The organism is Mycolicibacterium tokaiense, assembly GCF_010725885.1.
GTDB classification, from domain to species: domain Bacteria; phylum Actinomycetota; class Actinomycetes; order Mycobacteriales; family Mycobacteriaceae; genus Mycobacterium; species Mycobacterium tokaiense.
Genome location: NZ_AP022600.1, coordinates 5,198,412 through 5,222,998, shown reverse-complemented (window position 1 = coordinate 5,222,998; position 24,587 = coordinate 5,198,412). Strand labels below are relative to the sequence as shown.

The 24,587-nt window shown below is 65.6% G+C and carries 26 protein-coding genes and 1 pseudogene; 13 read left to right on the top strand and 14 right to left on the bottom strand.

Annotated elements, in window-relative coordinates; genetic code table 11:
* Positions 1 to 77: 77 nt before the first annotated feature.
* From G6N58_RS25285 to G6N58_RS25270, 4 genes are all read left to right on the top strand, one after another.
* Positions 78 to 743, top strand: a complete 666-nt coding sequence (locus G6N58_RS25285; RefSeq protein WP_147289431.1) for a DUF6338 family protein — start codon at positions 78 to 80, stop codon at positions 741 to 743.
* Between the two features lie 332 nt (positions 744 to 1,075).
* Entirely contained in the window at positions 1,076 to 1,447 is a 372-nt protein-coding gene (locus tag G6N58_RS25280; protein ID WP_115282073.1) for a TIR domain-containing protein, read from the top strand.
* Between the two features lie 6 nt (positions 1,448 to 1,453).
* Positions 1,454 to 2,437 carry a caspase family protein gene (locus G6N58_RS25275; protein ID WP_115281042.1) on the top strand — a complete coding sequence of 328 codons (984 nt, stop codon included), beginning with the start codon at positions 1,454 to 1,456 and terminating at the stop codon, positions 2,435 to 2,437.
* Complete coding sequence (locus G6N58_RS25270; protein ID WP_115281043.1) at positions 2,437 to 2,754, top strand: hypothetical protein; 318 nt, start codon at positions 2,437 to 2,439, stop codon at positions 2,752 to 2,754. Before G6N58_RS25275 ends, G6N58_RS25270 begins: the two co-directional genes overlap by 1 nt.
* Positions 2,755 to 3,331: 577 nt before the next feature.
* Here G6N58_RS25270 and G6N58_RS25265 read toward each other — a convergent pair.
* Both G6N58_RS25265 and G6N58_RS25260 read right to left on the bottom strand, forming a co-directional pair.
* The gene (locus G6N58_RS25265; RefSeq protein ID WP_232067998.1) at positions 3,332 to 4,087 is read right to left on the bottom strand and encodes a cation efflux transmembrane domain-containing protein; all 756 of its coding nucleotides are present in this window, start codon (positions 4,085 to 4,087) and stop codon (positions 3,332 to 3,334) included.
* Positions 4,087 to 4,440 (bottom strand): ArsR/SmtB family transcription factor, encoded by a 354-nt coding sequence (locus tag G6N58_RS25260; RefSeq protein WP_163908410.1) that lies wholly within the window; start codon positions 4,438 to 4,440, stop codon positions 4,087 to 4,089. Before G6N58_RS25260 ends, G6N58_RS25265 begins: the two co-directional genes overlap by 1 nt.
* 495 nt (positions 4,441 to 4,935) lie before the next feature.
* Between G6N58_RS25260 and G6N58_RS25255 the strand changes: the two genes are divergently transcribed.
* Entirely contained in the window at positions 4,936 to 5,274 is a 339-nt protein-coding gene (locus G6N58_RS25255; protein WP_115281045.1) for an RNA polymerase-binding protein RbpA, read from the top strand.
* A gap of 178 nt (positions 5,275 to 5,452) precedes the next feature.
* On the opposite strand, the gene G6N58_RS25250 is transcribed toward G6N58_RS25255, so the two are convergent.
* Entirely contained in the window at positions 5,453 to 5,656 is a 204-nt protein-coding gene (locus G6N58_RS25250) for a hypothetical protein (protein WP_115281046.1), read from the bottom strand.
* A gap of 45 nt (positions 5,657 to 5,701) precedes the next feature.
* A complete protein-coding gene (locus tag G6N58_RS31115) occupies positions 5,702 to 5,836 on the bottom strand; it encodes a hypothetical protein (protein ID WP_264033872.1) in 135 nt (44 codons plus the stop codon).
* A gap of 220 nt (positions 5,837 to 6,056) precedes the next feature.
* Between G6N58_RS31115 and G6N58_RS25245 the strand changes: the two genes are divergently transcribed.
* The 3 genes from G6N58_RS25245 to G6N58_RS25235 all read left to right on the top strand — a co-directional run bounded on the left by G6N58_RS25245 (position 6,057) and on the right by G6N58_RS25235 (position 10,360).
* Positions 6,057 to 7,715, top strand: a complete 1,659-nt coding sequence (locus G6N58_RS25245; protein WP_147289432.1) for an FAD-dependent oxidoreductase — start codon at positions 6,057 to 6,059, stop codon at positions 7,713 to 7,715.
* A 355-nt stretch (positions 7,716 to 8,070) separates the two neighbouring features.
* Complete coding sequence (fmdA, locus tag G6N58_RS25240) at positions 8,071 to 9,324, top strand: formamidase (RefSeq protein WP_115281048.1); 1,254 nt, start codon at positions 8,071 to 8,073, stop codon at positions 9,322 to 9,324.
* A gap of 97 nt (positions 9,325 to 9,421) precedes the next feature.
* The gene (locus G6N58_RS25235; protein WP_115281049.1) at positions 9,422 to 10,360 is read left to right on the top strand and encodes a universal stress protein; all 939 of its coding nucleotides are present in this window, start codon (positions 9,422 to 9,424) and stop codon (positions 10,358 to 10,360) included.
* 39 nt (positions 10,361 to 10,399) lie between these two features.
* On the opposite strand, the gene G6N58_RS25230 is transcribed toward G6N58_RS25235, so the two are convergent.
* Positions 10,400 to 10,669, bottom strand: a complete 270-nt coding sequence (locus G6N58_RS25230) for a metal-sensitive transcriptional regulator (protein ID WP_115281050.1) — start codon at positions 10,667 to 10,669, stop codon at positions 10,400 to 10,402.
* Between the two features lie 201 nt (positions 10,670 to 10,870).
* Between G6N58_RS25230 and G6N58_RS25225 the strand changes: the two genes are divergently transcribed.
* Positions 10,871 to 13,204, top strand: a complete 2,334-nt coding sequence (locus G6N58_RS25225; protein WP_115281051.1) for a heavy metal translocating P-type ATPase — start codon at positions 10,871 to 10,873, stop codon at positions 13,202 to 13,204.
* 7 nt (positions 13,205 to 13,211) lie between these two features.
* Here G6N58_RS25225 and G6N58_RS25220 read toward each other — a convergent pair whose 3' ends face one another.
* From G6N58_RS25220 to G6N58_RS25210, 3 genes are read right to left on the bottom strand one after another with little or no spacing between them, the layout of a single operon-like run.
* A complete protein-coding gene (locus tag G6N58_RS25220; RefSeq protein ID WP_115281052.1) occupies positions 13,212 to 14,063 on the bottom strand; it encodes a universal stress protein in 852 nt (283 codons plus the stop codon).
* A gap of 19 nt (positions 14,064 to 14,082) precedes the next feature.
* A complete protein-coding gene (locus tag G6N58_RS25215) occupies positions 14,083 to 14,523 on the bottom strand; it encodes a DUF5709 domain-containing protein (protein ID WP_115281053.1) in 441 nt (146 codons plus the stop codon).
* Positions 14,523 to 14,960 carry a CBS domain-containing protein gene (locus G6N58_RS25210; RefSeq protein WP_115281054.1) on the bottom strand — a complete coding sequence of 146 codons (438 nt, stop codon included), beginning with the start codon at positions 14,958 to 14,960 and terminating at the stop codon, positions 14,523 to 14,525. The genes G6N58_RS25215 and G6N58_RS25210 overlap by 1 nt, the downstream gene beginning before the upstream one ends.
* 201 nt (positions 14,961 to 15,161) lie before the next feature.
* Here G6N58_RS25210 and G6N58_RS31265 point away from each other — a divergent pair, with 201 nt between their 5' ends.
* Positions 15,162 to 15,527 (top strand): helix-turn-helix domain-containing protein, encoded by a 366-nt coding sequence (locus G6N58_RS31265; RefSeq protein ID WP_115281055.1) that lies wholly within the window; start codon positions 15,162 to 15,164, stop codon positions 15,525 to 15,527.
* Positions 15,502 to 16,086 (top strand): putative universal stress family protein, encoded by a 585-nt coding sequence (locus G6N58_RS25200; RefSeq protein ID WP_232067997.1) that lies wholly within the window; start codon positions 15,502 to 15,504, stop codon positions 16,084 to 16,086. The genes G6N58_RS31265 and G6N58_RS25200 overlap by 26 nt, the downstream gene beginning before the upstream one ends.
* Positions 16,087 to 16,103: 17 nt before the next feature.
* Here G6N58_RS25200 and otsB read toward each other — a convergent pair whose 3' ends face one another.
* Together otsB and G6N58_RS25190 are read right to left on the bottom strand one after the other, a co-directional pair.
* Positions 16,104 to 19,607: a trehalose-phosphatase gene (gene otsB, locus G6N58_RS25195; protein WP_232067996.1), complete on the bottom strand. Its 3,504-nt coding sequence runs from the start codon at positions 19,605 to 19,607 to the stop codon at positions 16,104 to 16,106.
* Positions 19,608 to 19,612: 5 nt separating this feature from the next.
* Positions 19,613 to 20,293, bottom strand: a pseudogene (locus G6N58_RS25190) (dienelactone hydrolase family protein); the annotation flags it as partial.
* A 197-nt stretch (positions 20,294 to 20,490) separates the two neighbouring features.
* Between G6N58_RS25190 and G6N58_RS25185 the strand changes: the two are divergent.
* Positions 20,491 to 21,291, top strand: coding sequence for an adenine nucleotide alpha hydrolase family protein (locus tag G6N58_RS25185; RefSeq protein WP_163908408.1), 801 nt, complete (start codon positions 20,491 to 20,493; stop codon positions 21,289 to 21,291).
* Positions 21,288 to 22,001: a universal stress protein gene (locus G6N58_RS25180; protein WP_163908407.1), complete on the top strand. Its 714-nt coding sequence runs from the start codon at positions 21,288 to 21,290 to the stop codon at positions 21,999 to 22,001. The genes G6N58_RS25185 and G6N58_RS25180 overlap by 4 nt, the downstream gene beginning before the upstream one ends.
* On the opposite strand, the gene G6N58_RS25175 is transcribed toward G6N58_RS25180, so the two are convergent.
* The 4 genes from G6N58_RS25175 to G6N58_RS25160 all read right to left on the bottom strand — a co-directional run bounded on the left by G6N58_RS25175 (position 21,919) and on the right by G6N58_RS25160 (position 24,577).
* Positions 21,919 to 23,421 (bottom strand): WS/DGAT/MGAT family O-acyltransferase, encoded by a 1,503-nt coding sequence (locus G6N58_RS25175; RefSeq protein WP_115281058.1) that lies wholly within the window; start codon positions 23,419 to 23,421, stop codon positions 21,919 to 21,921. The genes G6N58_RS25180 and G6N58_RS25175 overlap by 83 nt on opposite strands.
* A 52-nt stretch (positions 23,422 to 23,473) precedes the next feature.
* A complete protein-coding gene (locus G6N58_RS25170; protein ID WP_163908405.1) occupies positions 23,474 to 23,635 on the bottom strand; it encodes a hypothetical protein in 162 nt (53 codons plus the stop codon).
* A 157-nt stretch (positions 23,636 to 23,792) separates the two neighbouring features.
* Positions 23,793 to 23,936: a hypothetical protein gene (locus G6N58_RS25165; protein ID WP_163908403.1), complete on the bottom strand. Its 144-nt coding sequence runs from the start codon at positions 23,934 to 23,936 to the stop codon at positions 23,793 to 23,795.
* Positions 23,933 to 24,577, bottom strand: coding sequence for a hypothetical protein (locus tag G6N58_RS25160; protein WP_308213298.1), 645 nt, complete (start codon positions 24,575 to 24,577; stop codon positions 23,933 to 23,935). Before G6N58_RS25160 ends, G6N58_RS25165 begins: the two co-directional genes overlap by 4 nt.
* Between the last annotated feature and the right edge of the window lie 10 nt (positions 24,578 to 24,587).

Below are 24,587 nucleotides of genomic sequence, written 5' to 3'. Positions count from 1 at the left end.
CCACAAGGCCGCCGCACGGTGAGGCAAAACACTGAGAGCGGCTAGCTATGCCACGCTTGCCCCGTGGTGTTGACGGCATGATCCCAAGCAGCTTTCAAGCACTTGGCGTTATTTTGCTGGTGCTTCTGCCGGGCGGACTGTACGAGTTAGCGCGTGAACAGCGTTCGGGCCGGTGGGGACTGCGCGGAACCGACCAGCTCGTGCGGATGCTCGGGTTCTCTGTCGCTTTCCAGGTTGCCATCGCACCGCTTACCTACTGGCTTTACGGACACTACGTAGTAACGGGCTACTTGGCGCGAGGCGAACCTGTCAGCGGATGGGTGTGGGTGCTCTGCGCTGGCTACTTATTGCTGCCGTTCGCGTTGGGGCGTGTGACCGCATTGGGCCATAAATATCGCCAATGTCCCGCAAATTGTTGGCAGCGCCTGTTAGTGCGAGTGGTGAGCACATATACCGACACTGCTCCCGCGCCCCGAGCGTGGGATCAACTGTTTACGGGTCGGAATCGTCCTGGTTGGATCGTTTTGCACCTGATCGACGGCTCGCGCCTGGCTGGCGCGTGGAATGACTCGTACGCCTCGGGGTACCCCGAGGAAGATAAGGATCTATTTCTGTCAGATCAGGTGGCGCTCACCGCAGACGGCCAGTTTGAGATAGCCGCCGATGGCCTTCCCCTCAGCCTGCAGAAAGCGCTCCTGATCAGCTGGGATCGAGTCCACCACCTGGACTTCTACGAGGCGTAGCCTGATGTCCATGGCCCGCAACAAAGAGAACGAGACCTTTGAACGCAGAGGCGGCTATGCCTCGCCGAGCGTTCCTCGGTCTCAGATGAAACCCCCGCCGGCGTCAGCGTCCGCTAGTCGCCCTAAACCCAGCCAGAGCGATTCGCACAACGATTCAAAACGCAAGTAACTGAGGAGCGAACGATCGCTCCCACCGAAGGCAAGAGGGTGGATCTGTCGGCACGAGATCGCCTCTTTTGCTCATTCTGTCGGTGTCCACGGATAGTCTTGTCTGTGAGTTCGCACGCAGCCAACACGTGGTTGCGACTCGGTTAAATGGGGGGCCCATCATCGTGTCTGGCGCCAAGGTCGTTTTTGTCGCGTTCGCCATTGAAGACGAACGGCAGCGGGATTTTCTGAAGGGGCAAACGCTGCATCCGCGTGCGCCATACGAATTCGTGGACATGTCTGTGAAAGAGCCGTACGACTCCGGGTGGAAGGACAAGGTTCGCACCCGCATCCGGCGGTCCGACGGAGTAATCGTGCTGGTCAGCAAGAACTCACTGACCTCAGAGGGCCAGCAGTGGGAAATCCAGTGCGCCCAGGAAGAAGACAAACCAATCCGGGGCATCTGGGCATATAAAGACGACCGTACCACGCTCCCAGGCGTCAACACGGTGGCTTGGAACGACGCGAACATCGCCGGCTTCATCGATTCGCTGTAGATCGACATGCGCAAGGCGTTGATCGTCGGTATCGACCACTACGACCATCTGTCACCGCTCAGCGGAGCGGTGAACGACGCATACAGCGTCAAAGGTGTGCTGGAACGCCACGCCGACGGTACCCTCAACTTCGCCACCCCGCTCCTGCTGACCGGCACCGGGCCCGCAAAGTCGGTCACCCGCGACGAGCTTCGTGACGCAGTAGAGGAACTGTTTAACGACGACGCAGACATCGCGTTGCTTTACTTCGCCGGGCACGGCTACATCGACGACACAGGCGGGTTTCTCTGCGCAAGCGACTGCAGGTCCGGCCACGACGGTCTTGCCCTGGCCGAGGTGATGGCCATGGCCAACCAGTCCAAGGCCAAGAACAAAGTCATCATCCTCGATAGCTGTCACGGCGGAATCGCGGCGAGCAACGCCGTCGCTAAGCAAGTCGCCGAAATCTCCGACGGCGTCACGATACTCACCGCCTCGACTGCCGATCAGTACGCCATGGAGACCGGCGGCGGGTCCGGAGTCTTCACCAGCCTGCTCGTCGACGCCCTCAGCGGCGCGGCCGCCAACCTCGTCGGCGCCATCACACCCGGCAGCGTGTACGCCCACATCGATCAGTCCCTCGGCAATTGGGCGCAGCGGCCGGTATTCAAGACCAACGTGAAGAAGTTCGTCTCGTTGCGCGAGACCGAGGCGCCCATCGAACTCGCAGACTTGCAGAAACTCACCACCCTGTTCGCGGACCCCACCACGCAGCTCGACCTTGATCCCAGCTATGAGCCTGAACGCTCAGGTAGCGAAGACCCGTCAGTGCCGCCCCCAGACCCAGCCCACACAGCAGATTTCGCGGTGCTACAAAACCTCGTCAAGGTGAACCTCGTCCGTCCCGTCAACGCGCCACACATGTGGCATGCCGCGATGGGATCGACAGCGTGCGAACTTACCGTTCTGGGTCAGCACTACTGGAAGCTCGTCCAGCAGAATCTCATCTGATGCCCACCAACGACCGCATTCGGAAAGTCCTCAACAGCGATGAGCTGATGCATCGTTTGGCGGCCGTGGAACACGAACGGTGGGGACACTGGCAGCAGTACGTACATGATCACGGCACGCGTCAGGATGATGGGTCACTGGTCATCCCCGCCGAACTGGTCGCTCGTTGGGACGCACAAATCGCCACCTTGTATCGAGATCTATCCTCGGACGAACAACGAAGCGATCAAGACCAAGTACGCCGGTACCTTCCGACCATCATCGACGCACTTACGCAGCCTGTCGACGAATCCGCCGCAGACACTAGCAGCGACTAGATCGGTCTTGCGTCGCCTGAGCCGGAGATCGCTCTGAAGAAGTTGCGCCAATCACGGTGCTACCGGGGGAGGGGCAAAACTATGTTGCTCTTACGCGAGCGACATCCTGTCGCCGGAAGTTTTCGCCAAGAAGTCCGAGTTCAACACAATCTGGGTGTCGTTGGCGGGATCGACTTCAAGCGCCGCACACCCGAGCACCTCATACCCAAACCAGCCTGAAAATCCGTGCAAATCTACTCATGTGCCCATACGCCCGTTGGCGCCGAATTTGCATGCTACACAGCTTGATTACGGATTCCCACGAACACGCGCGAACGTGATCGCGATGCCGGGGGGTCAAGTGGTCGCAGGTTGAAATCCTGTCAGCCCGACCAAGGAAAACCCGCTCTGACCTCGGTCGGAGCGGGTTTTGTTTTCGGTTTGGTGCCCGTAGGGCATCTCCCGTGTCGGAGTGGGCCTGAAGTGTCCCGACGGTCTGCGCGGCGAGGCCGGGTCGTGACGCGGGGCGGTCAGCCGGCAGCTTCCGGGATGGTGAACTCACTGCGTTCCGGGGTCCAACTGGGTGGCGTGGCGGAAGTCAACGAGGTTCTCGCCGACCCGCCGCTGGTTCGCCCGCGCGGAGCTGAGGACGTCGGGAATCGGCATCTGCGTCGTTACAGCAGTCGCACCTCGCACGGGTCGGCTCGGATATGGCGGAAATGGGCGCCGTACAGCAGGTATCGCCCTTCCAGGCGTTGATCCCCTCGCGCACGGCGATGGCGGCGATCACCAGACCGGCGATGGGGTCGGCCCACGACCAACCGAAGAGGCTGTTGAGGGCCAGGCCGACGAGCAACACCGCCGACAGGTAGGTGCACAGCAGAGTCTGTTTGGAATCTGCCACCGCGGACAGTGATCCGAGTTCTCGCCCGGCCCGGCGCTGGGCGTAGGACAGCACCGGCATGATGACCAGGCTGAGCGCCGCCAGGACGATGCCAATGGTGGAGTGTTGGGCCTCGCCGACGCCGAGCAGGGCGCGGATGGCGTCCACGGTGACGTAGGTGGCGAGTCCGAAGAACGAGAACGCGATGATGCGCAAGGCGGTCTTCTCACGTGCCTCGGGTTTGCGCCCGGCGAACTGCCACGCGACCGCCGCCGCGGAGGAGACTTCGACGACTGAATCGAGGCCGAACCCGATGAGCGCGGTGGAGGACACCCGCGCGCCCTCGGTGAGCGCCACGATGGCCTCGATGACGTTGTAGGAGATCGTGGCCGCGACGAACAGTCGGATGCGGCGGGACAGCACTGCGCGCCGGTCGTCAGTGAGCGCCGCGCCGCGCGCCGTGGACGCCATCAGCCGCACCCGCAGACGGCACCTTCGGAACCGACGCACTGGCACCCGGGATCAACGTCTAGAACCAACCCCATCAGATCGTCGAGGGCGCGACCGATGCGCGCGTCGGCCAACTCGTACCGGGTGCGGCGACCTTCCGGCACGGCGACCACCAGGCCGCAGCCGCGCAGGCACGCCAGGTGGTTGGACAGCACTTGTCGGGAGACGCCGATACGGTCGGCCAGCTCGGCGGGATAGCTCGGGGCGGCGTTGAGGCTGAGCAGAACGCGGGTCCGCGTGACGTCGGACAGGGCGTGACCAAATCGAGCTAGCGCGTCTGTGTGGGCAAGTGTCTGCACTGCCCTACGATACATCGAAACGTGTATTCACAAAACTCTGTACAACGGCCTGCCGCTGGGTGATAGGTGACCGGTGCGCGGTCCACGCGATGGCATGGGCCCTCGAAGTTCCCAATGACTGCTGAAATCGCCTGTGGCACAACGGCTGGTCCGAGATGTCGAGCGTCGCAGCGTGACGTCATCGCCCCGGCCGACCAAGGTGGGCGCCGTTGGCCCGGTCGTGGAGCACGTCGGTGCCTCGGGGCCGGTGGTCGCTGCTGAGGATGTGGCCGGAGCCGCGCAGGTCCACCCACACGGATCGGACCCCTCTCCGCTACCCCGCCCCAAAATCATAGTCCTCCAATGCGATTTGTGCGCTAGACTCCGGGGTGAACCTCCGATTACGGGCATGCAGGCAGACATTGCGCACGAGGGCGTAGCGGTTCGACCGAAGATCGCTGTGCCGCCCGAAATGGATTGCCTTGCTTAAAAAATCATTGTTCCAGCCTCGCCTCGTTTGCGCCTTCTGAGATGGCCAATCAGCGAATCAAAGGTAGCCGCCTCGGCGCCATCAGCTACGAAACCGAACGTAACGTGGAACTGCCGCCCACCCAAGTGGCGCGCTACCGAACCGGAAATGGGCAGGAGTTCGACGTGCCCTTCGCCGACGACGCCGTTGTCCCCGGGGTCTGGGCCTGCCGCAACGGCCTGGAGGGCGTTCTGCTCAACGGCGAGGCACCGACCCCCAAAAAGGGCAAACGGGTGCGTACCCATTGGGACATGGTGCTCGAACGCCGATCCCTCCCCGAACTCGAGGCCTTGTTCGAGGAGCGGATGGCCGTCATCCAATCACTGCGCCGAGGCGGCTAGCCATGGACACGTCGCGGAAGGTGTGCTTTGACTGCTTCAGGAGATTGTTTCCCGGCCGGGTCATACGGAAGGTGACACTGGGGCGCGAGTGCACTGCGTGCCACACCGTGACGGTGGGCAGTGAACAGATGGTTCCCATCGAGTCAGAGGGCTGAGGCCGAGCTCGACGCCCCGGCGACTATCTGGTGCGCCGGAAACGGGCTCGGTGTGAGGGTTTTTCGTCACCGGAAACGGTGGTCCAGTCACCGGCTGAGTATGTGGTGGCATGCTGCGCGCCGACTCGGGTGATCTGCAGCGAGCCATCACCGAGCTTCACATAACGGTCGCCATAACGGGCGAACTCGTCGGTACCACCGTCGGAGCGGGTTACCAGAACGGTCATCAAAAGTCCTTGAGCGGCAGCTATTTTGGATCTATTGGGCGTCGTCTACCGTTTCTTGGAATGCACCGCGTCGTCGACGGCCGAGTGGGTCGCCTCGTCGGCACGCTTGGCGGCGCGCTTCTCCTTGATCGACTTACCGGACTTTTTGCTCATGCTCTGACGCGGTGATTTGTCGGCCATTGCGGCCCCTTCGATGTGGGGGGCCTGAGCGGTCCCTGTCACTCGACCATACACGTGGGCGACCGCCGTCTGGCCCAGGTGGAGTTGGCGCGCGGTGACACCGGCGGGACTGGCCGGTTTCGGGTGAACGATCTGAACCTGGCTTCGATATCGTGGGACGTGTGCGCCTTCGTGCTTTCACTGTCCATGCCGGTCACCGTCGGTGCAGGAACACCGCACAGTGAGCGAGGTCTACGGCGCCAACAACGCCTACCCGCCATTCGACGATGCGCAGGTGCAGCAGATCGACGGTTACGGCACCCGCGAGATGGTGGCGGTGGGCGATCGTCTGTTCGAGCCCGGCCAGTCGTACTACGACTTCTTCTACCTCGTCAGTGCCACCGTGGAGGTGGTGGGCACCAGCAGCAGCGGAGACGACGTCACCATCGCGGTGGACGGGCCCGGCAGGTTCCTGGGTGAGCTCAACATGCTCACCGGTCAAGCGACAGTGCTCACCGCGAACGTGGTGGCCGCGGGCGAGGTGATCCGCGTGCCGGCGAGTCGGTTCCGCGAGCTCCTCGACCGTGAAGTGGCATTGTCGGACATCATCTTTCGCGCGCTGCTGGCCCGGCGCAACATGATGCTCAGCGGCGCCGCCACGCAGAGCGTGCAGCTGGTCGGCACCAGCCTGTCGAGCGACACCTTGGCGATCCGCACCTGGCTGGCGCGGTCGGGCATCGCGCACACCTGGCTGGACGTCGAAGCCGGCGACGGCAATGCGCCGACAGAACTGCGTGGGTTCACCTCGGCGGAATTGCCGGTACTGGTGACACCGATGCAGACGGTGCGCTCGGCCACCGTCGAGTCGGTCGCCCGGGCGCTGGGCATGCCCGGCGTGCAGCATCCCACGGCGGGGACCCGGGTTCGGGACGTCATCATCGTCGGCGGGGGACCGGCGGGCCTGGCGGCGGCCGTGTACGCCGCCTCGGAGGGTCTCGACACCATGCTCCTGGAGGCCACCGCCATCGGCGGGCAGGCCGCCGCCAGCTCCCGCATCGAGAACTACCTCGGCTTTCCCGCCGGCATCTCAGGTGCCGATCTCACGACACGCGCCATGATCCAGTCCCAGAAGTTCGGAGCCGAACTCGTGAGTCCGGGTGGGGTCAGGGGGATCATGGTGGCGGGCCCCCATCTCGGCGTCACTCTCGCAGACGGAGTGACGGTGGACGCACGCACCGTTGTGATCGCCACCGGTGCCGCTTACCGCACCTTGCCGCTGCCGAGGTGGACGGACTTCGAAGGCGCCGGCATCTACTACGCCGCCACCAAGCTGGAGGCCGAGGCCTGCGCTGGGGCGCCAGTCGCGGTGATCGGCGGCGCGAATTCCGCGGGCCAGGCCGCGCTGCATCTGGCCGACAGCGGTTCGCGAGTCGACCTGATCGTGCGGGGCCGCGATCTGCGGGCCGGTATGTCCACGTACCTGGCCGATCGGATCGAGGAGCATCCTGCGATCACGACTAGGCTGGGCGCTGAGGTCACCGCCCTGCACGGCGACACGTACCTCGAAGCCATCACCGTCCGAGACGCCGCCGGTGACGAAGCGCAGCAATCCTGCCGCGGGTTGTTCTGCTTCATCGGGGCGCAACCGGCCACCCAGTGGTGCAAGGGCGTGTTGTGTGACAGCAAGGGCTTCATCCTCACCGATTCGGCGCTGCCGGAGACGGTGCTGCAGGACAGCAGTTGGCAAACGCTGGACCGTCGACCGCTCCCGTTCGAGACCTCACTGCCGGGGGTGTTCGCAGTGGGTGACGTGCACGCCGGCTCAATGAAGCGTGTTGCGGCCGCGGTGGGTGAAGGTGCGAGTGCGGTTCGGTCGGTGCATCGATCACTCGCCCGCTGACCCGATCGGTCGGTAAGGTCGTGATCACTGCCCGGTCGCGACGGCAATGGAGGTAGACCTCTTGGTTCTGTACGCATTTCGCTGTGTTCGAGGATGCGGGGACATCCAGCAGGACCATGCCATGGACCAGAGGCCGGATGCTGTGCCGTGCCCCCGTTGTGATGCCCAGGCCCGGCGCACCATCGGCTCACCTTCGCTCGGACGCGCCGATCCTGCAGCCATGGCGTTGCACGACGCCACCCGGGCCACCGCTGACCGACCCCAGGTGGTCAGCCAACTCCCGCCTGCATCGTCCGCTCGTCCGGTCACTCGCAACCCCGCCCATCGGAAATTGCCACGACCCTGAAAGGACCTCATGCCCGACGTCGTCTTTCCGCTCGATTCCACCAAGAAATTCGTCGACCAGGAGAAGCTCGGTCACAACCGCTGGCATCCGGACATTCCGCCGGCGGTGACGGTCAAGCAGGGCGACTCCTTCCGGGTGCACTGCCGCGAGTGGTTCGACGGCGCGATCGTCAACGACGACTCCGCCGACGACATCCTCAACGCGCCCCTGACCACCGTCCACGTTCTCTCCGGGCCCATCGCCGTCGAAGGCGCACGCCCCGGCGATTTGCTGATCGTCGACATCCTCGACGTCGGCCCCATCCCTCAGGAGGACTCGGGTCCGCTGGCCGGGCAGGGTTGGGGATACACAGGCATCTTCCCGACGCAGAACGGCGGCGGTTTTCTCACCGAGCAGTTCCCCGACGCCTACAAGGCCATCTGGGACTTCTCGGGCCAGAAGGCCACGTCCCGTCACGTGCCCGGTGTGGAATTCACCGGCATCGTGCATCCCGGGCTGATGGGGACCGCGCCCTCGGCCGAGCTGTTGTCCATCTGGAACACCCGGGAAGCGGCGCTGATCGCCACCGACCCTGATCGTGTTCCGCCGCTGGCACTTCCGCCCGAACCGCAGGATGCCATCCTGGGCGGGCTGGTGGGTGACGCGTTCACCAGGGCGGCATCCGAAGCCGCCAGGACCGCGCCGCCCCGCGAGAACGGCGGCAACCAGGACATCAAGAACCTGACCAAGGGCAGCCGCATCTTCTACCCCGTCTTCGTCGACGGCGCCAACCTGTCGGTGGGCGACCTGCACTTCTCGCAGGGCGACGGCGAGATCACTTTCTGCGGGGCCATCGAAATGGGCGGCTTCATCGATCTGCGGGTTGATGTCATCCCGGGTGGGATGCACACCTACGGCGTCTCGGAGAATGCGATCTTCATGCCGGGGAACACCGATCCGCAGTACTCGGAATGGCTGGCGTTCTCCGGCACCTCCGTCACCCTCGACGGCGAGCAGCGCTATTTGGACTCGCATTTGTCCTACCAGCGAGCCTGCCTGCACGCCATCGACTATCTGACGAAGTTCGGATACAGCCCCGAACAGGCCTACCTCCTGCTGGGTGCGGCACCCATCGAGGGCCGGCTCTCCGGAGTGGTCGATATCCCCAATGCCTGTGCCACGGTATACATTCCGACCGCCATCTTCGACTTCCCGGTGAGCCCGACCAAGGCGGGACCGCACCGCATCGATCCGGGCATCGGAGCTCCGCGCTCGTCGTTCTAGTTCGGGGACTTTGGCCTGAACACGAGAGTCCTTTGCCTCTGACGTCCGTGCGTGGCACCGGGCACCCTCGAGTGCGACGACGTGCCGAGGAGTCGGAATGAATGCACGAATGCGTGGGCTGGTCACCGCGCCGGAACACGACGAACGCGTTGCCGCCGAGGGGAAGCGGGTTACCACCGGGGTGGTGGTGGGGGTGGACGGATCGAAGAAGGCGCTGTCGGCGGTGCGGTGGGGTGCGGTCGAGGCTGCCAACCGACAGCTCCCGTTACATCTGGTCCACGCACTGGATCCCACTGACGCCGCCAATGCGCTGCCCTCGGCCCTGTCGTGCAGCCTCGACTCGGCCAGAACCTCCCTGCGTGAAGCGCGTGAGGTGGCACTGTCGACGCGGTCCGGGCTCGACGTCGACTGCATCCTGGCTCACGGCCGTCCTGCTGATGTGCTGGCCGGTACCGGGCATCCCTCGATGATCTGCGTAGGAGCGTCCAGCTCGAAGGCGCCGCATCCTGGTCACCACGCCAGCCTCACCACCGAGCTCATCGTGGCCGCGGACTGCCCGGTGACGCTGTTTCGTCGGGACCCGGTCGAGAGCGGCTGGGTGGTGGCCGAGGTCGGAGCGGAACCGCACGCCGACGACATCATCCGCACGGCAGTGGCGGAGTCTGTGCTGAGAGATCTGTCGCTGAGGCTGTTGCTGGACACTCCGCGTGACACCGACCAGGTGGGGATCAGCCGCGCTGACCTACGCTCGAGAGTAGAGATCGTGCTCGATCGGTGGCGGCGGGTGCATGCCGGTCTCGATTGTCGTGTGGTGCCTGAAATCTGGAGTCGCGATGACTTCTTGATGCATCACAAGACGAGAATCGCACTGTTCATCGCTCCGCCATGCCACGATCACGACATCGGCACGATCCTGCATCCCGCCGCAGACGCTGCACTGGACATACTCGACGGCCCGGTGATGCTCTATGTGGAGCCTGGCAGCACTCGGCGGTCGGCTGCTGCCGGCGGCGACGTACGCCCCTCGTGGCGCTAGGTGTCCCGCCCGTCAACCGACGGCAATTCTCCTCAGTCCTCACGCCAGCGCCATGAACAGCTTCTCCAGTTCAGCCTCCGTCATCGGCTGTTCGCCGTTGGCGGTCTCACCGGTGAGGCACTCACGCATTCCGGTGGCGACGATCTTGAAGCCCGCCCGGTCCAAGGCGCGCGACACTGCAGCGAGTTGGGTCACCACGTCCTTGCACTCACGTCCCTGTTCGATCATCGCGATGACGCCGGCGAGTTGGCCCTGTGCCCGTCGTAATCTGTTGAGAACCGCTGCAATTGCGTCTTCGTCACCGACCATCGGATTGTTCCTCGCTTTCTGCAGGTAGACCCATGGTACCGGCGGGGGTATCGGAACACGGGATGATGCCTGCGCGGGTCGGCGGACAACGCAGGAGCACTCGATCGGTGCGACACCCCCATCGTCCCCGGCCGCGAAGGTCCCTCAACCCGGGGTACTTCTGCTCTGTCCCGTAGCTGCCGGCCATGGTCGACTGAGCCGATGTCAACTACGGCAGCCTCGACCGACCGGCGCCGAGTGGTCCAGTCCGGGCGTCTGCGTGGTGCGCTGGAGCCTGCACTGGTGGTGGTCACCGTCGGAGCATTGGCATCAGGGGGCATCGCCTGGGCCGTCGGTGCCCGGGACGTCGCCAACGGCTGCTGGATCGGCGCAACGGCCATTGCTCTTGCGCCGGCGGCCTTCTGGGTTATCTTGGGGCTGCGCCGCGGACGACTGGGCGTGGATGTGATCGCGGTGCTGTCGCTGGTGGGCACGTTGTTGGTGGGGGAGTACCTCGCCGGTGCTCTGATCGCGGTGATGCTGGCCGGCGGGCGAGCTCTGGATGCGTCGGCCACACGTCGTGCCACACGCGATCTCACCGCGCTGCTCGCGCGGGCACCCCGCTTCGCCCGCCGGCGTCGCGGTGAATCTGTGGAGCAGATCCCCAACGACGAGGTCTGCATCGGCGATCTCCTGGTGGTTGCCGGTGGTGACGTCGTTCCGGTTGACGGTCGGGTTCTCGGCGGCGTGGCGACCCTTGATGAGTCTGCTCTGACGGGCGAGTCCCGGACTGTCGAGCGCAGCGGCGGCGATATGGTGCGCAGCGGGGTGGTCAATGCGGGAGCTGTTTTCGAACTCGAAGCGACGGCCACAGCGCGAGACAGCACCTACGCCGGCATCGTTCGTCTGGCCCAAGCGGCCGGTGCCGAGGATGCTCCAGTGGTCCGACTCGCCGATCGCTACGCTGCTGTCTTCCTGCCGGTGGCGCTGACGATTGCCGCGTTGGCGTGGGCCATTTCCGGATCGGCAGTGCGGGCTGTCGCGGTCCTGGTGGTGGCCACCCCGTGTCCACTGTTGCTGGCGGCGCCGGTGGCGATCGTATCCGGGTTGTCTCGCGCCTCCCGCATCGGCGTCGTCATCCGCAGTGGTGGCGCCCTTGAAAGTCTGGGCAAGGCAACCACGTTGGTGATGGACAAGACCGGTACCCTCACGGAGGGGCGGCCACGGGTCATCGGCGTGCTCGCAGAACCAGGAACTGACCCCGACCACGTGCTCCGGCTGGGCGCATCGGTCGACCAGGTTTCACCGCACGTGCTGGCCGAGGCGATCGTGGGCGAGGGGCTGGCCCGCGGTCTGCACCTCGCGGTACCCGACGAAGCCGTGGAGGTGGCTGGCCGCGGTGTCAGCGCCACGGTGTCCGGACGGCGGATCACCGTCGGAAAGCTCGGTAACACTGCCACCGCAGGGCCGTGGGCGCAGCAGGTGACCAACCGGGCGCGTCTGGACAATGCGGCAGTGGTGTGGGTGTGTGACAGCGGCCGCCCCGTCGGCGCCATCCTGCTACGGGATCCGCTGCGCCGGCAGGCTCCCCGCACGATGCGTCGACTGCGTGAGGCGGGTTTTCGGCGCCTGGTCATGCTGACCGGAGACCGTGTGGAGCCGGCCCGCGAGGTCGCCACCGTGCTCGGACTCGACGAGGTGTTGGCGCAGCAGAGTCCGCAGGACAAGGTGGCCGCAGTACGCCTGGAGCGCGCGCACGCTCCCACGGTGATGGTGGGGGACGGCATCAACGATGCACCCGCGCTGGCCTCGGCGACAGTGGGTGTGGCAATGGGTGCGCGCGGAGCGACGGCGTCCTCCGAAGCCGCCGACATCGTGCTGACCACCGACAGATTGGATCGGCTCGCGGACGCCATGGACATCGCGCGTTGGTCGCGCCGCATCGCAGTGCAGAGCGCAGTGGTGGGGATGAGTCTGTCCATGGCGGCCATGATCATTGCTGCGCTGGGATGGTTACCGCCTGCGGCGGGTGCCCTGCTGCAGGAAGGTATCGATATCGCGGTGATCGTCAATGCCATGCGGGCTCTCGGTGCGGATCCCGCCAGCCGGATGGCCGTGCCCGCGGACACCTCGACCCTGCTGCAGCGCTTCGCCGCCGAGCACGACGGTCTGCGGGATGCCGTCGAACAGCTTCGCGTGAGCGCCGACCGGTTGGCATCACATCGCGATGCCGCCGCGCTGCAGCAGGTGGCTGCGGCGCACGCAGCACTTGTCAGCCGGGTCTTGCCCCACGAGCAGGCAGAGGAGCGGGAACTTTACCCCGCCCTGGCCACGACGTTGCACAGTAGTGAGGCCACGGCGACCATGAGCCGCATGCACGCCGAGATACAGCGGCTTGCAGATCGGATCGGCGCCCAGGTGCGGTTGGCCGAGCTCGCCGGTGGCATCCAACCCGACCAGACCGAAGATCTGCTGGCCTGTCTGTACGGTCTGCATGCGTTGCTGCGACTGCACTTCGTCCAGGAAGAAGAAAACTACTTCACCTTGGTGAGCTGATGGCGACCTACGCATCGGCGGTGTCGGGGACCACGATCACGGGCACGGTGCTCGCGTGGATCATGGCGGTGCCGACGTGGCGATGGGCGAGCGACGCCGGCCCGACGCGCCGGCGCCTCCCGACCACCACCAATTGGGCGATGCGGGAGTGGTGCAGCAGCCGTTGCGTCGGATGACCAGGTTCCTGCACCAGATTGACGGCCACATTCGGGTAACGCTCGCTCCACCGAGCCAACCGCGCCCTCACGTCGGGGCCCGCCCCGCTGTTGCTCCTGGCGGTTCCGCAGCCCACCTGGAGTACCGTCAGCGGGACCCGCCGTTTCGAGGCCTCGTCGAAGGCAACCGCGGTCGCCTCATCGGGCGTCGGCGCGCCCGCTACGCCCAGCAGTACCGAATCACGTCGCCGACGATCGCGCCCGTCATCGGGAATGACGGCCACCGGCCGTGGAGACCGGCGAAGCATCCCGCCGCTGATCGAGTCGCGGCCCACCACCACCAGACGGTGGCGCTGTGCTGCCGAAACCATGGCGTCGACAGGTGCCGCAAAAATGATCTGCTCGGTGACCCAAGGGCTACCGCCTCCGCCGACGGCGCTTTCGGCGATGCAGTGAGCGTGCTCGAGCAATGTCACCGCGCTGCGCCGCTCCAGTTTTCGCAATCGTCGGACGACCTCGGGATTGCGGACTGTGAGATCGTCGCGCGGTAGCGTCATCAACAGGGTCAGGGATTCGCCATGCAGGGCGGCGTCTTCGGCGGCCCACCGCACCACGCAGTCGCGCACATCCGAAGCGTCGATGAGCACCACCACGCCCGCGGCGGACCTGGTGTGTGCGGTTTCGGGTTCGCGGGCGGCGCACATCAGACGAGTGTCCCGCCGCTCACGCGAGGTCGTCGATGATGTGTTCGGCGGCTTCTTCGGCGGATGCGGCGCCTCCACTGAATCCCACGTCTGTCGCTATCAGGTCGGCCTCGGTGTCCGCACCGAAACCCATGTCGGGAGCCACCAGGCGCCCGGCCCGCGCACCCCCCACCTCACGGCGCTGCGGAAACTCGCTCTCCCGTTCCGCGGCGTCCGCGCGTCTCTGCTCGGCATCGTCGAGGACGACGTTGAGACGGGCATCTGGGTCGGCTTCCAGCTCGCGGTCGGAATCGCGCTGTGCACCAACGAACAGCGTGGGAGCATAGGGCTGTTCGGGCGGCGACCAACCCTCGTCGAGCATGTCATCGACACCGCGGTCGATCAGGGAGTCCTGCGGTTGCAGTTGGTCACCGCCGTTTTGGTCGGCCTGGACCGGTGGCCGGTCAGCGGGCGCACTCATCAATGACCACTGGTGATCGCGGGTTGTGCGCATACCGCTTTGACGAACTCTGCCACGGCATGGTCGGGGAGATGGCGCGCGATGTCGGCCTCGCTCACCATGCCGATCAGTCGGTGATCGTCGATCACCGGCAGCCGCCGGACCTGGTGCTGCGCCATGGTCTCGAGCATCTGCTGAACATCTGCGTCGGCGTCGACGTGATAAGCGCTGCCCTGCGCCAACTCTGCCGCCGTCATGGAAGTCGGATCCCCACCGGTCGCCACACACTTGACCACTATGTCGCGATCGGTGAGCATGCCATGCAGTCGGTCGTCCTCACCGCAGATGGGCAATGCGCCGACACCCAGTTCGGCCATGTGTCGGGCGGCAGACGTCAAGGTCTCGTAGTACCGCACACAGGTGGCACCGGTGTGCATGATGTCCCGCGCGGTGGTCATGACGGCTCCTTCTCGGTGGATCAGACGAATGGACTTGGCGTGACTCGATTCTCGTGCGATGCGGAGGCGGCAGCTAGGGCCGTTCGTCCTCGCCGGCGATTGCCCGCCGCAGAGCACAAAGCCTCTATGTTGCCCGACCTAACGGCCTGTTCTCGGCGCCGTCGCTGTGGCACCGTGGTGTGATCCGGCGGAAGGACTGCGATGACGGCCGATCTCAGCCAAACCCCTTCGCTGCTACGCGCCGGGCGTGACCGCCCGGATGGCGCAGTGCACCCGGCCTGCGGGTTGACCCGCAGTGGGTTGGCTCAACTGGTCGGCGCAGGTGTGGAAACCGTCAGCAGGGTGTTGGCGCAGTTCGTGGAACGGGGCCGGATCATCACAGGTGAGGAAGAGGCGGACGTGCTCGATGCCGTGGCATTGCGTCGCGGCGCCCTGATCGGTCGCGTCGCGCCGACCGCAGCCGCGGGCCGAAATGGCCCATGCACGTCAAGCGCTGCACCGGGCCTGGCAGTGCATACGGGCGACGGGCGAGGAGCCGCTGGTGCAGACGGATGTGCGGGTGGGTGAACCTGCCGCCGAACTCGCCTCCGCGGCCCGGGGTGCTGCGTTGTTGTGTCTGGGGGCGGCGTCAGGGAAGAAGCACTCCCGCAGCGGTGCCCTGGCCCGCACACTCACCCGGCACGCGCACACACCGGTGGCGCTGATTCGGCGGCAGTCCGATGCACGCCGCAGCGACGGCACCGCGATCGTGAAGTGGATCGTCGCCATTCTCGATGAGTCTCACGGGGCAGAGGCTGCGCTGCGGGCGGCGCTCGACGAGGCACGGTCGCGCAATGCCCCGGTTCTGGCGCTGACATCGTGGTCGACGACCCTGAGAGGTGTCGGAGACGACAACGGTGCCGGTGTACGGCAGGAGGTGCAGCGACATCTGGACTCGAGCGAGGACAGCATCGACCTGTGTGCGTTGCCCCTCCCCGCGGACCCGGTCAGGTTGCTCGAGGATGCCGGCAACACCGTCCAGATGGTTGTCGTCGCCGGCGCCGATGCCGCTGACCTCCACACTTTGACCAGCAGGCGGGCGGAGAGGGTCCTGCGACAGAGGGGTTGCACAGTGCTCGTCGTCTGACCCGTTCGGTCGCGCAGTCAGGCCTCGAAGGTCAGCGTCTGGCCCGGCATCAGTGAGGCGACGCGACCCCGGCATTCGATCAGCACCGGCACTGCGTCCGGACGGAACTCCGCGCTGACCTGGGCGCCGCGTCCACTTACGCGGACATGCAGATGCTGCCCGCGATAGTGCAGTGACACGGCCAACGGAGGCTCCGTTTTCGGCCAGGACGGAGACAGCACCAAGCGGTCACAGCGGGTCTCCAGACCGGTGAAGCAGCGTTGCACCAGATCCACGCTTCCGGCCATCGCCGCGAGATGGATCCCTTCAGCGGTGGTGCCGCCCTGGATGTCCGCGACGTCGGAGGCCAGGACCTGATCGAAGAAGTCCAAGGCCCGATCACGGTTGGCCCGGGCCAGGACCCACGTGTTGACAACGGCACTCAAGGTGGATCCGTGCGAGGTCCTGGCCAGGTAGTAATCGACCATGGCCGGAATGCGGTCGGGATCCAATCGATATCTGAGCCTGCCGAGGATCTCCCGGAGTTCGTCGGATGACAGCAGATACAGGAGCATCAACACGTCGGCCTGCTTGGCAGCTCGATAGCGGTTCACGTCGTCGCCTTCTGCCTCCAGGATCCGATCCAGACGGCCGATGTTGTCGTAGCGGGTTCGGTAGGACGTCCAGTCGAGCTCCTGCAGATTTTCGTAACCCTCGAACTGGCTGATCATCTCCTCGTGGAAGGGCACAAAGATGTTCCGGCTGACGTCATCCCATCGGAGCAGCTCGGAATCGGTGATTCCGAGCCTCTCGCGCAGATCGAGCCGGGCGGGAAGCGGCAGGAGGTCGAGGGCCTCCCCGGCGCGGATGATCACCCACACCGCCATCACGTTGGTGTACGCGTTGTTGTTGATGCCTTCGAATGGGTGCTCGGCAGAGCCCGTGTGGAACTCGTCGGGACCGATGACACCATTGATGCAGTAACGCTTCCTGCCGACGTCGTAGGATGTGCGGCTCACCCAGAACCGGGCTATCTCGACGAGCATCTCGGCGCCGAAATCGATGAGATATGCCACGTCGGCGGTGGTCTGGTAGTACTGCCACACGTTGTAGGCCACCGCGATGCCCACATGATGAGCGCGGTGGCTGGGATCCGGATTCCAGTGTCCTGAACGTGGATTGAGGTGCATTCGCGGGCTTTCTTCCCGTCCGTCACTTCCGGACTGCCACGGGAACATTGCGCCCGCATACCCGGAGTTCCTGGCTGCCTGCCGGGCCTCACCCAGTCTCCGGTAGCGGTACCGGAGCGCAGATGCGGTGATGGCGGGGAAACGGAGGTTGAGCACGGGCAGGATGAACAGCTCGTCCCAGAACACGTGCCCCCGGTAGGCCTCGCCCGCCAGCCCACGCGCGGGAACACCGGCGTCGGAGTCAGCGGTGTTGGGGGAAACCGTCTGTAACAGATGCAACAGATGCAATCGGAGCACCCTCAATTGTTCGGCGTGACCGTCGAATTCGATGAGCATCCGTTCCCAGAGATGGTCCCAGCGTAGTTCGTGGGCGCGGCGGAGATCTCGGGGATCGACAAGTCGCTTCAACGCGCGTACCGCGTGGTCGGCAGGATCGGAGACCGCGACATCGCGGCTGGTCACGATGCAGACGACCTTGTCCACCGAGACCGCCCGATCAGCGGTCACCTCCGCGGCGAAGCAGTGCCCGACTTCGCGTGCCTCGCGGACGACATGACGTCTGCACGGCCCCACGTCGTCGCTGATGAAGGTCCGGGTGGCCAGCGCCACGGTCACCCCGGACTGCGTGGTCTTGACCACCGTGACGGCGATGTCGTCGTCACCGGACTCGGCACGAATCTGCGCGAGATGCACACTATTGAGTTCTCGATAGCGCTCGACGGCACCGTTGCGCACATCAGTGTCAATCGTCGATCGGAATTCCACTGTGCCAGACCAATTCTGGGGCGACAACCGCGTCGTCAGGACCGCGAGGTGAGCGTCATGCATCGAGACGAAGAGGTCCTGCTCCACCGAGGTCTCTCGACCCGCGGCGTCGCGGAATATCAGTTCCCTGCGCACCACCGCGGCACGGAGATCAAAACTCAGGCGGTAGGACAACACCGACACACTGTCGATGTCGAACCACGGCCCGTTTTCGATGCGGAACGTCAATCGCAACCAGTTGGGCAGGTTGACCGCGCTCTCGTGCTGCGTGGACTGCCCACCCACCCTGTCGTCGAGCCGGTTGAAGATGCCGGCGACATAGGTTCCCGGGTAGTGCAGACTGCCGGCGCGGCATTCGGGCGCAGCCGCGCGCGAGGCCACATAGCCGTTTCCGACGGCGCACAAGGCTTCGCGGAGCCGCTCGGCGGTGGGATCGTAGCCGTCGAATCCGAAGGTCCACGCCGAGTCTGTGTGTTGGGACTGCTCCAGCCAGTCGGCGAGCAATCGGAGGAACGCGTACACCTCAGTCGGCCCACCGACGGTGAACCGCGCTGCCGTCCGACGTCCATCGTCTTCGTTGTGGCACACGAGTACCGCGACTCCGCTCATCTGTACCGCGTCGAAAGCGTCCTCGTCGGTGAGGTCATCGCCGATGTAGATCGGCAGGACGCGTTCGCGGGAGGGCAGACGGCTGCACATCCAGCGCACCGCAGTACCTTTGGTCCAGTCCAGATCGCAGCGCAGATCGACGACCTTACGTCCGTGTACCTGGCGCAACCCCAGCTGCCGCGCGCACACCGCCGCCAACTCCAGCACCTCGTGGTGGTGACATCGCTCGACGGCGCGGTAGTGCACGGCAACGGAGTACCTCTTGGCTTCGACCAACGCTCCGGCAACGTGGGCCAAGCGGACCTGAAGCTGCGCAGCTGCCTCTGCCAGCTTGTGCTCGGCGACAGCCGCCACGGGTGGCCGGTAGGTCTGACCGTCGGGACCGGCCAACTCCATACCGTGGCTGCCTGCATACCAGAGACCGGGAACACCGACGCGTGAACGCACATCGTCGAGATCGCGCCCACTCACCACTGCCACGGAGCACAGCGACGCGAGATGTTCGAGCGTCTCGGCGGCCCCGTCGATCAGGGTGGCCGAGCCGGGGTCCGCCACGATGGACGACAACGTTCCGTCGAAATCCAAGCAGACCAGCGGCTTTCGGCGTGCGAGGAGGGGGAACAGTGCCACCCGCGACGACAGGGCGTCCGGCAGCCGCCCGGCGGGGACGTCGCCGGTGCGGATGTCGATCTCGGTGAGGTCACCGACGACGGAGTCGGCGTACTGCAGCAACTCGTCGGCTGCGCCGTCGTCGCACACGCCGATCACCAGTGCACACCCCCGTGACCGGCCGGCCGCCAGGATCTCGGGTGAGTCGCTGACCACGACGGTGCGTTCGACCGGAGCGGACGGGTGATCGCGCAACGAGCCCACCGTCAGACCGGTCCAGCACAGGTCCTGCACGAAGGTGGCGGCGGCAGCCGCGTTCGTCACCTCCAGAACCACCGCGTCGTGTCGGCGCGGATCGATGGTGACCACCGTGGTCAGTGGGTCGGCCCTGGGGTCACCGGGCCGTCCGGACTGCGGAGATGGGTGCGCAGAAAGCCGCAGGCCGCGTCGGCGACTGCGTCCAGAGTGCCGGGTTCCTCGAAGACATGTGTCGCCCCGGGCACCACGGTCAGCGCCGACGGGCCGCCCAAGAGGTTTCGCGCCGACCTGTTCAGTTCCAGCACCGGGTGATCGTCGCCACCCACGATCAGCAGGGTCGGCACCCGGACCCGGCCCAGCGCCGCCGCGCCGGCGAGATCGGGTCGGCCGCCACGCGACACGACCGCGGCCACGGGCACACGGGGGTCCGAGGCGGCGATCAGAGCGGCGCCTGCGCCGGTGCTCGCACCGAAGTACCCGATCGGCAGGTGCGCGAGCTCCGGCTGCTGGCGGGTCCACTCGGTCACCGCGATCAACCGGGAAGCCAACACGTCGACGTCGAACACACGTGCCCGGTCCCGCTCCTCCTCGATGGTGAGCAGATCGAACAGCAGGGTGGCGAAACCGGCCCGGTTCAAGACGGTGGCGACGAAGCGATTACGGGGGCTGTGCCGGCTGCTGCCACTGCCGTGTACGAAGATCACCGTGCCCGTGGCGCCGCGGGGTATGACCAGGTGCCCGGCAAGGGACACCGTCCCAGCGGACACGGAGACCTCGACGTCACGGATCGGTGCGTCCAGCGGCGTTGCCATCTTCCGAGTGTTCCGCGTCGTGGGGCCGGCCGATACGGTCTTTGGTCCCCTGTCAGGAGGACGGGACCAACGACCCTCGACCGCCGGACCAACGCCCTCAGCGGGGCCATGTGGAACGCCATAGTGTGACCAGAAGCTGAGTGTGCGGACAGTTCGGAGGCATTGTGATGAGCATGGGCACGATGCCGGTTGTCGTTGTCGTCGAAGGGTCGGCAGCGTCACTGGAAGCAGCGCAGTGGGCAGTCGACGAATCCGTCGGCCGCGGTACATGGCTGCTGCTCATGGCGGTCGTGGACCCGGATGCTCCGGAGCTCGACGAGCGGTTGGGCGCAGCACGGCTGCAGTTGCGTTCTGCCGCATCGCTGGTGAAGAACACGAATCCGCGTGCGTTGGTGAAGACCGAGGTCCGTGTGGAGGGTTGCGCAACCATGTGCGCCACGTTGTCCGGTTCGGCGTCGCTGGTGTGTCTGGGACGCACCGAGGCGATACGCGGTGGGCGGTTGCTGAAGGCGCTGCGCGGCGTGCCGGTGCCTGTGGCCATTGTCGGCCACCGGCCTGTCATGTGCTCCGATGACCGGTGGGTGCTCGCCGTGATGCACTCCCGCGACGCCGCAGAGGCGGTGTGGCGCGCGGCGGTGGCAGAGGCACGTCTGCGATCTGCGGCCGTGATGGTGCTGGCGCCACCCGGCCAGGATCCAGAGCAACTGGTGCTCGAGCTTGATCGGCGGGCGGGCGGCTCCGACCTCGAGGTGTGGGCCATGCCCTGGGCGGCGGATGTGGCAGTGCTGATTGCGCAGGCACCGAACGCCCGGCACGTTGTGGTGCTACAAGCGGACGCTGCCGAGATGATCGTGGATATCGTGGTGCGAACTCCAGTTGTGGCCCCCCGGGCGGACTTCGCGGTACTGGTGCTGCCCGATACGCCAGCGGTGGTGTCGAAAGAGCGTCCGGCCGCAGCGGACCTCACCGCCGTGGGCGCGTGAGTGCCACCGGCCGGCCGGTAGTGGTCGGTTTCGACGGATCACCCGGTTCGCGTGCCGCCTTGAAATGGGCGAGAGCGCAAGCGAATTGGCAACTCAGCGACCTGCTGGTGGTTCGTGTCATCGGTGCCGCAGAGAGGCGGACGGGCCGGCTGCTGGAGCTGTCGGATCCGGAGGATGTCACCGATGTCGGGGATCCGGTGGAGGTGCTGCTGGACCGGTCCATGCAGGCCTCGATGCTCTGCATCGGCGCCGGTGGCCGAGGTATGGGATACGCCCTGGGCCCGACAGCGACAGCACTGGCCCGACGTGCTGCGTGCACCGTGGCGGTCATCAGACCGGATATCGATGAAACCGACGGTGTGGTTTCGGTGGTGCTGAACGACGAATCGGACAATGACGTGGTGGTCTGCCAGGCCATGAATCAGGGCCGCATACGCGGTATGACCGTCCGCCAGATCGATCGCAGAATCGACAGCTGGATACGTCGATTCCCGGACGTATCCGTGGAATTGGTCTCCGCAGACCGCGGTGTGGCCCAGCACCGCAGTGAGGTGAGACCGACCCGGCTGGCTGTGGTGAGCGGACGTCACCTGGATCTCGGTGAGTCCGGCCACCCGGCTGATTCCCTCATCCACGGGTGCCCTTACCGGTGTTCGATGCTGGTGGTGAGGGCCGACGGTGAGCCGCGCTGCGGCGACGGCGATCGGTGACATACCGCTTCGTCACATCGGTCGGGATAGTCGCGAGGTGGCTGGCGGCCACGAGGTGATCGATGGCCCGCTGCAGGCGTGTGGTGAAGAGGTCGAGGTCCGGGCTGGTGTCCCAGTCGGCGGTGACTCCGAATGCCAACTCGTCGGCATACGTGAGCATGGCCACGCCCGTCCGAAGCCCCAGACCGATGGGTGGCATAGGCAGCAGGTGTTGCACTGTGTGCCCGTTGAGGGTGTGACGATCGCGCGGACCGGGGACGTTGGTGGTCAACGTGACGACGCCGCGCTGCGGCATCGCGGTCAGCAGTCGCACCAACCATCCCGACAAGGCGAACGGAACGAACCGGGACACCTGCATCAACATGGCGGTGGCCTGTGGCTGTCCACCGTGCTTGCCCACCGACAGGCGCCGGTGCACCTCGGCCAGCCGCAGAACCGGGTCGTCGATGTCGACAGGCAGATGCGCCAACATCGCTGAGACCCGATTGTCGATGCTGCCCAGGGCATCGAGGCGCCGGGTCGATATGGGAACCAGGCTGCGGATGGGCGCTTGTCCGGGTGATTCGTGGCGACTCAGCAGAACTGAGCGAAAGCCGTCGGTGACAGCTGCCAGCGCAACGTCGTTGACGGTCACCTCGAACGCCGCGCATATTTGCTCGATATCGGGCAGCGGCACCCGCACCGCTCGATACCGTCGCAGGGAACCGAGGGGACCGGTGAGGGAGGACTTCGACGGGCGCACGATCTCAGCCGTCAACCACAGTGCTCCAGAGCCCGCGCGGATCAGTTGGCGAGGGAGTCCGGTAGTCGTCTGCCATGCCGAGCGGAGCAGCCGAACCGGGTACGGATCCTTGTCGTTGCATTGAAGGGTGTCGTGCGCGGGACCCGCACCGTGGATCTGGTCGGCGAACGTTGCCGCTGAACCGTCGTCGAACAGTGCAGCCAGGGTGTTCGTGGCGGCAATGCCGTCGGCGATGCAGTGGTGCAGCTTCATCAGGATGGCCCAGCGATCGTGTTCCAACCCCTCGATGATCCAGCATTCCCACAACGGGTGTTCCCGATCCAACCTGTGCGCCATGATGTCGGCCGCGAGATCGAACAGTGCGCCGTCATCCCCCGGGGCGGGAACAGCGACGCGCCGGACGTGGCGGAGAATGTCGAAGTTCGGATCTGTTTCCCACTGCGGCGCTTTGTACTTCAGGGTGTGCACACGCAGCACCTGGGTGAATCGGGGAATGGCAGCCAGACGGTCGGTCAGCGACGCGACGAGCACATCCTGCGGTTCTACGGGCCCGTCCAGGATGGCGATCCCGCCGATGGCGAGGCTGATGTGTGGATCTGCGTCCTCGGCTTCGAGGAATCCTGCGTCGAGGGCAGACAACTGCTCCATGTCCCCCACTATCACTGCGGATGCGGTCATTCGGAAGATCCGAAAGACACTCGACCACGGGACCGGAGGCCTCCGTCGCCGCTCATCGGGCGACGACGGTGCAGCACCACGTCAGCGGGGCCGCGGGCGGGTGATCCCGCAGGCCTGCGGTCATGAGATCCGCCTCGTCGGCTCCGATGATCATCACCGTGTTCTGCTCACCCTGTGGCGCTCGGAGTTCGGACAGCGTGTCCGCGACGAGCACGCTTAATGCGTGCACATCCGGGTAACGCTTCCCGAAACGCCATCTCGACCGACAGCGCCGACGTCGGTGACCCCCCTCGCACCAGTACACGGAGCTGTGTGCTCGATGGGCGAGTGCGACTGCGATCGGCGACCCGTCCACGATTGCCACATCGAGATCAACCGGCTTGCCGCGGGCGCTGATGGCTGCACCCACGATCGCGTGCCTGGTCGACCGCGAACTCGGCCGCACACAGCGCGGCCTGCGAGTCGAGCACACCGCCCACCACGGGGCCGTGCGGTGGGCGCCTGTCATCGCTCATCCATGGGCAATCGCGGCGACGCGACACAAGTTCGTGGTGCTGTGGTCCCTGAGCACCCGTTCGCGAATACCACGCAGCATCTTCTGCTCCATGACGAAATGCGGTATGTCGAACCAGAATCGGCCGGCCAAACCACCGGTGCCTCGGACGATCAGGCGGGTGGCACCCCGGTCGGCGTGCAGGATGAATGCCCAGCACCCGGTGACCGGTTCACCCGAAGCCAGGCGCTCATAGTCCCCGGGTGAGACCAGCACCAGGTGCGAATTGACTTTGATGTCGGCGACGATTTGCCGCGCGTCCGGACCGTACTTGCTGGCCAACCACACGGTGTCCCCGGTACGCAGGTTCTGCCACTCCGGACGGATCTCACGGGCGTTGTGGATATCGGCTCCCACCATGTTCTCCAGCAGCGAGTAGCTGTAGAAACCGGCGCGGTTCTCACCGATCTGGATCAGCCACGGCCAGACTTCGCTCACGGGCGCCGGGATGGTGACAGCCCGGGTGGTTCGTATCGCCGCATCGCCGGCGATCAGTTCGTCCCCGGGCAGATCTGCGGCGATTTCGTCCGCGGTGGCACCCCAGGTGTACATCTCGGGCCGCAGGAAGCTGCGGTACACCGTGTCGACCCACAGAGCTGCCATGGCTGCTGCC

What these genes read in the sequence shown, in the direction of transcription:
- G6N58_RS25285 (WP_147289431.1), top strand. Translation starts at nt 78, where the DNA reads ATGATCCCAAGCAGCTTTCAAGCACTTGGCGTTATTTTGCTGGTGCTT.
- G6N58_RS25275 (WP_115281042.1), top strand. Translation starts at nt 1,454, where the DNA reads ATGCGCAAGGCGTTGATCGTCGGTATCGACCACTACGACCATCTGTCA.
- G6N58_RS25270 (WP_115281043.1), top strand. Translation starts at nt 2,437, where the DNA reads ATGCCCACCAACGACCGCATTCGGAAAGTCCTCAACAGCGATGAGCTG.
- G6N58_RS25265 (WP_232067998.1), bottom strand. Translation starts at nt 4,087, where the DNA reads ATGGCGTCCACGGCGCGCGGCGCGGCGCTCACTGACGACCGGCGCGCA.
- G6N58_RS25260 (WP_163908410.1), bottom strand. Translation starts at nt 4,440, where the DNA reads ATGTATCGTAGGGCAGTGCAGACACTTGCCCACACAGACGCGCTAGCT.
- G6N58_RS25255 (WP_115281045.1), top strand. Translation starts at nt 4,936, where the DNA reads ATGGCCAATCAGCGAATCAAAGGTAGCCGCCTCGGCGCCATCAGCTAC.
- G6N58_RS25250 (WP_115281046.1), bottom strand. Translation starts at nt 5,656, where the DNA reads ATGACCGTTCTGGTAACCCGCTCCGACGGTGGTACCGACGAGTTCGCC.
- G6N58_RS31115 (WP_264033872.1), bottom strand. Translation starts at nt 5,836, where the DNA reads ATGGCCGACAAATCACCGCGTCAGAGCATGAGCAAAAAGTCCGGTAAG.
- fmdA (WP_115281048.1), top strand. Translation starts at nt 8,071, where the DNA reads ATGCCCGACGTCGTCTTTCCGCTCGATTCCACCAAGAAATTCGTCGAC.
- G6N58_RS25235 (WP_115281049.1), top strand. Translation starts at nt 9,422, where the DNA reads ATGAATGCACGAATGCGTGGGCTGGTCACCGCGCCGGAACACGACGAA.
- G6N58_RS25230 (WP_115281050.1), bottom strand. Translation starts at nt 10,669, where the DNA reads ATGGTCGGTGACGAAGACGCAATTGCAGCGGTTCTCAACAGATTACGA.
- G6N58_RS25225 (WP_115281051.1), top strand. Translation starts at nt 10,871, where the DNA reads ATGTCAACTACGGCAGCCTCGACCGACCGGCGCCGAGTGGTCCAGTCC.
- G6N58_RS25220 (WP_115281052.1), bottom strand. Translation starts at nt 14,063, where the DNA reads ATGTGCGCCGCCCGCGAACCCGAAACCGCACACACCAGGTCCGCCGCG.
- G6N58_RS25215 (WP_115281053.1), bottom strand. Translation starts at nt 14,523, where the DNA reads ATGAGTGCGCCCGCTGACCGGCCACCGGTCCAGGCCGACCAAAACGGC.
- G6N58_RS25210 (WP_115281054.1), bottom strand. Translation starts at nt 14,960, where the DNA reads ATGACCACCGCGCGGGACATCATGCACACCGGTGCCACCTGTGTGCGG.
- G6N58_RS31265 (WP_115281055.1), top strand. Translation starts at nt 15,162, where the DNA reads ATGACGGCCGATCTCAGCCAAACCCCTTCGCTGCTACGCGCCGGGCGT.
- G6N58_RS25185 (WP_163908408.1), top strand. Translation starts at nt 20,491, where the DNA reads ATGCCGGTTGTCGTTGTCGTCGAAGGGTCGGCAGCGTCACTGGAAGCA.
- G6N58_RS25175 (WP_115281058.1), bottom strand. Translation starts at nt 23,421, where the DNA reads ATGACCGCATCCGCAGTGATAGTGGGGGACATGGAGCAGTTGTCTGCC.
- G6N58_RS25165 (WP_163908403.1), bottom strand. Translation starts at nt 23,936, where the DNA reads ATGAGCGATGACAGGCGCCCACCGCACGGCCCCGTGGTGGGCGGTGTG.
- G6N58_RS25160 (WP_308213298.1), bottom strand. Translation starts at nt 24,577, where the DNA reads ATGGCAGCTCTGTGGGTCGACACGGTGTACCGCAGCTTCCTGCGGCCC.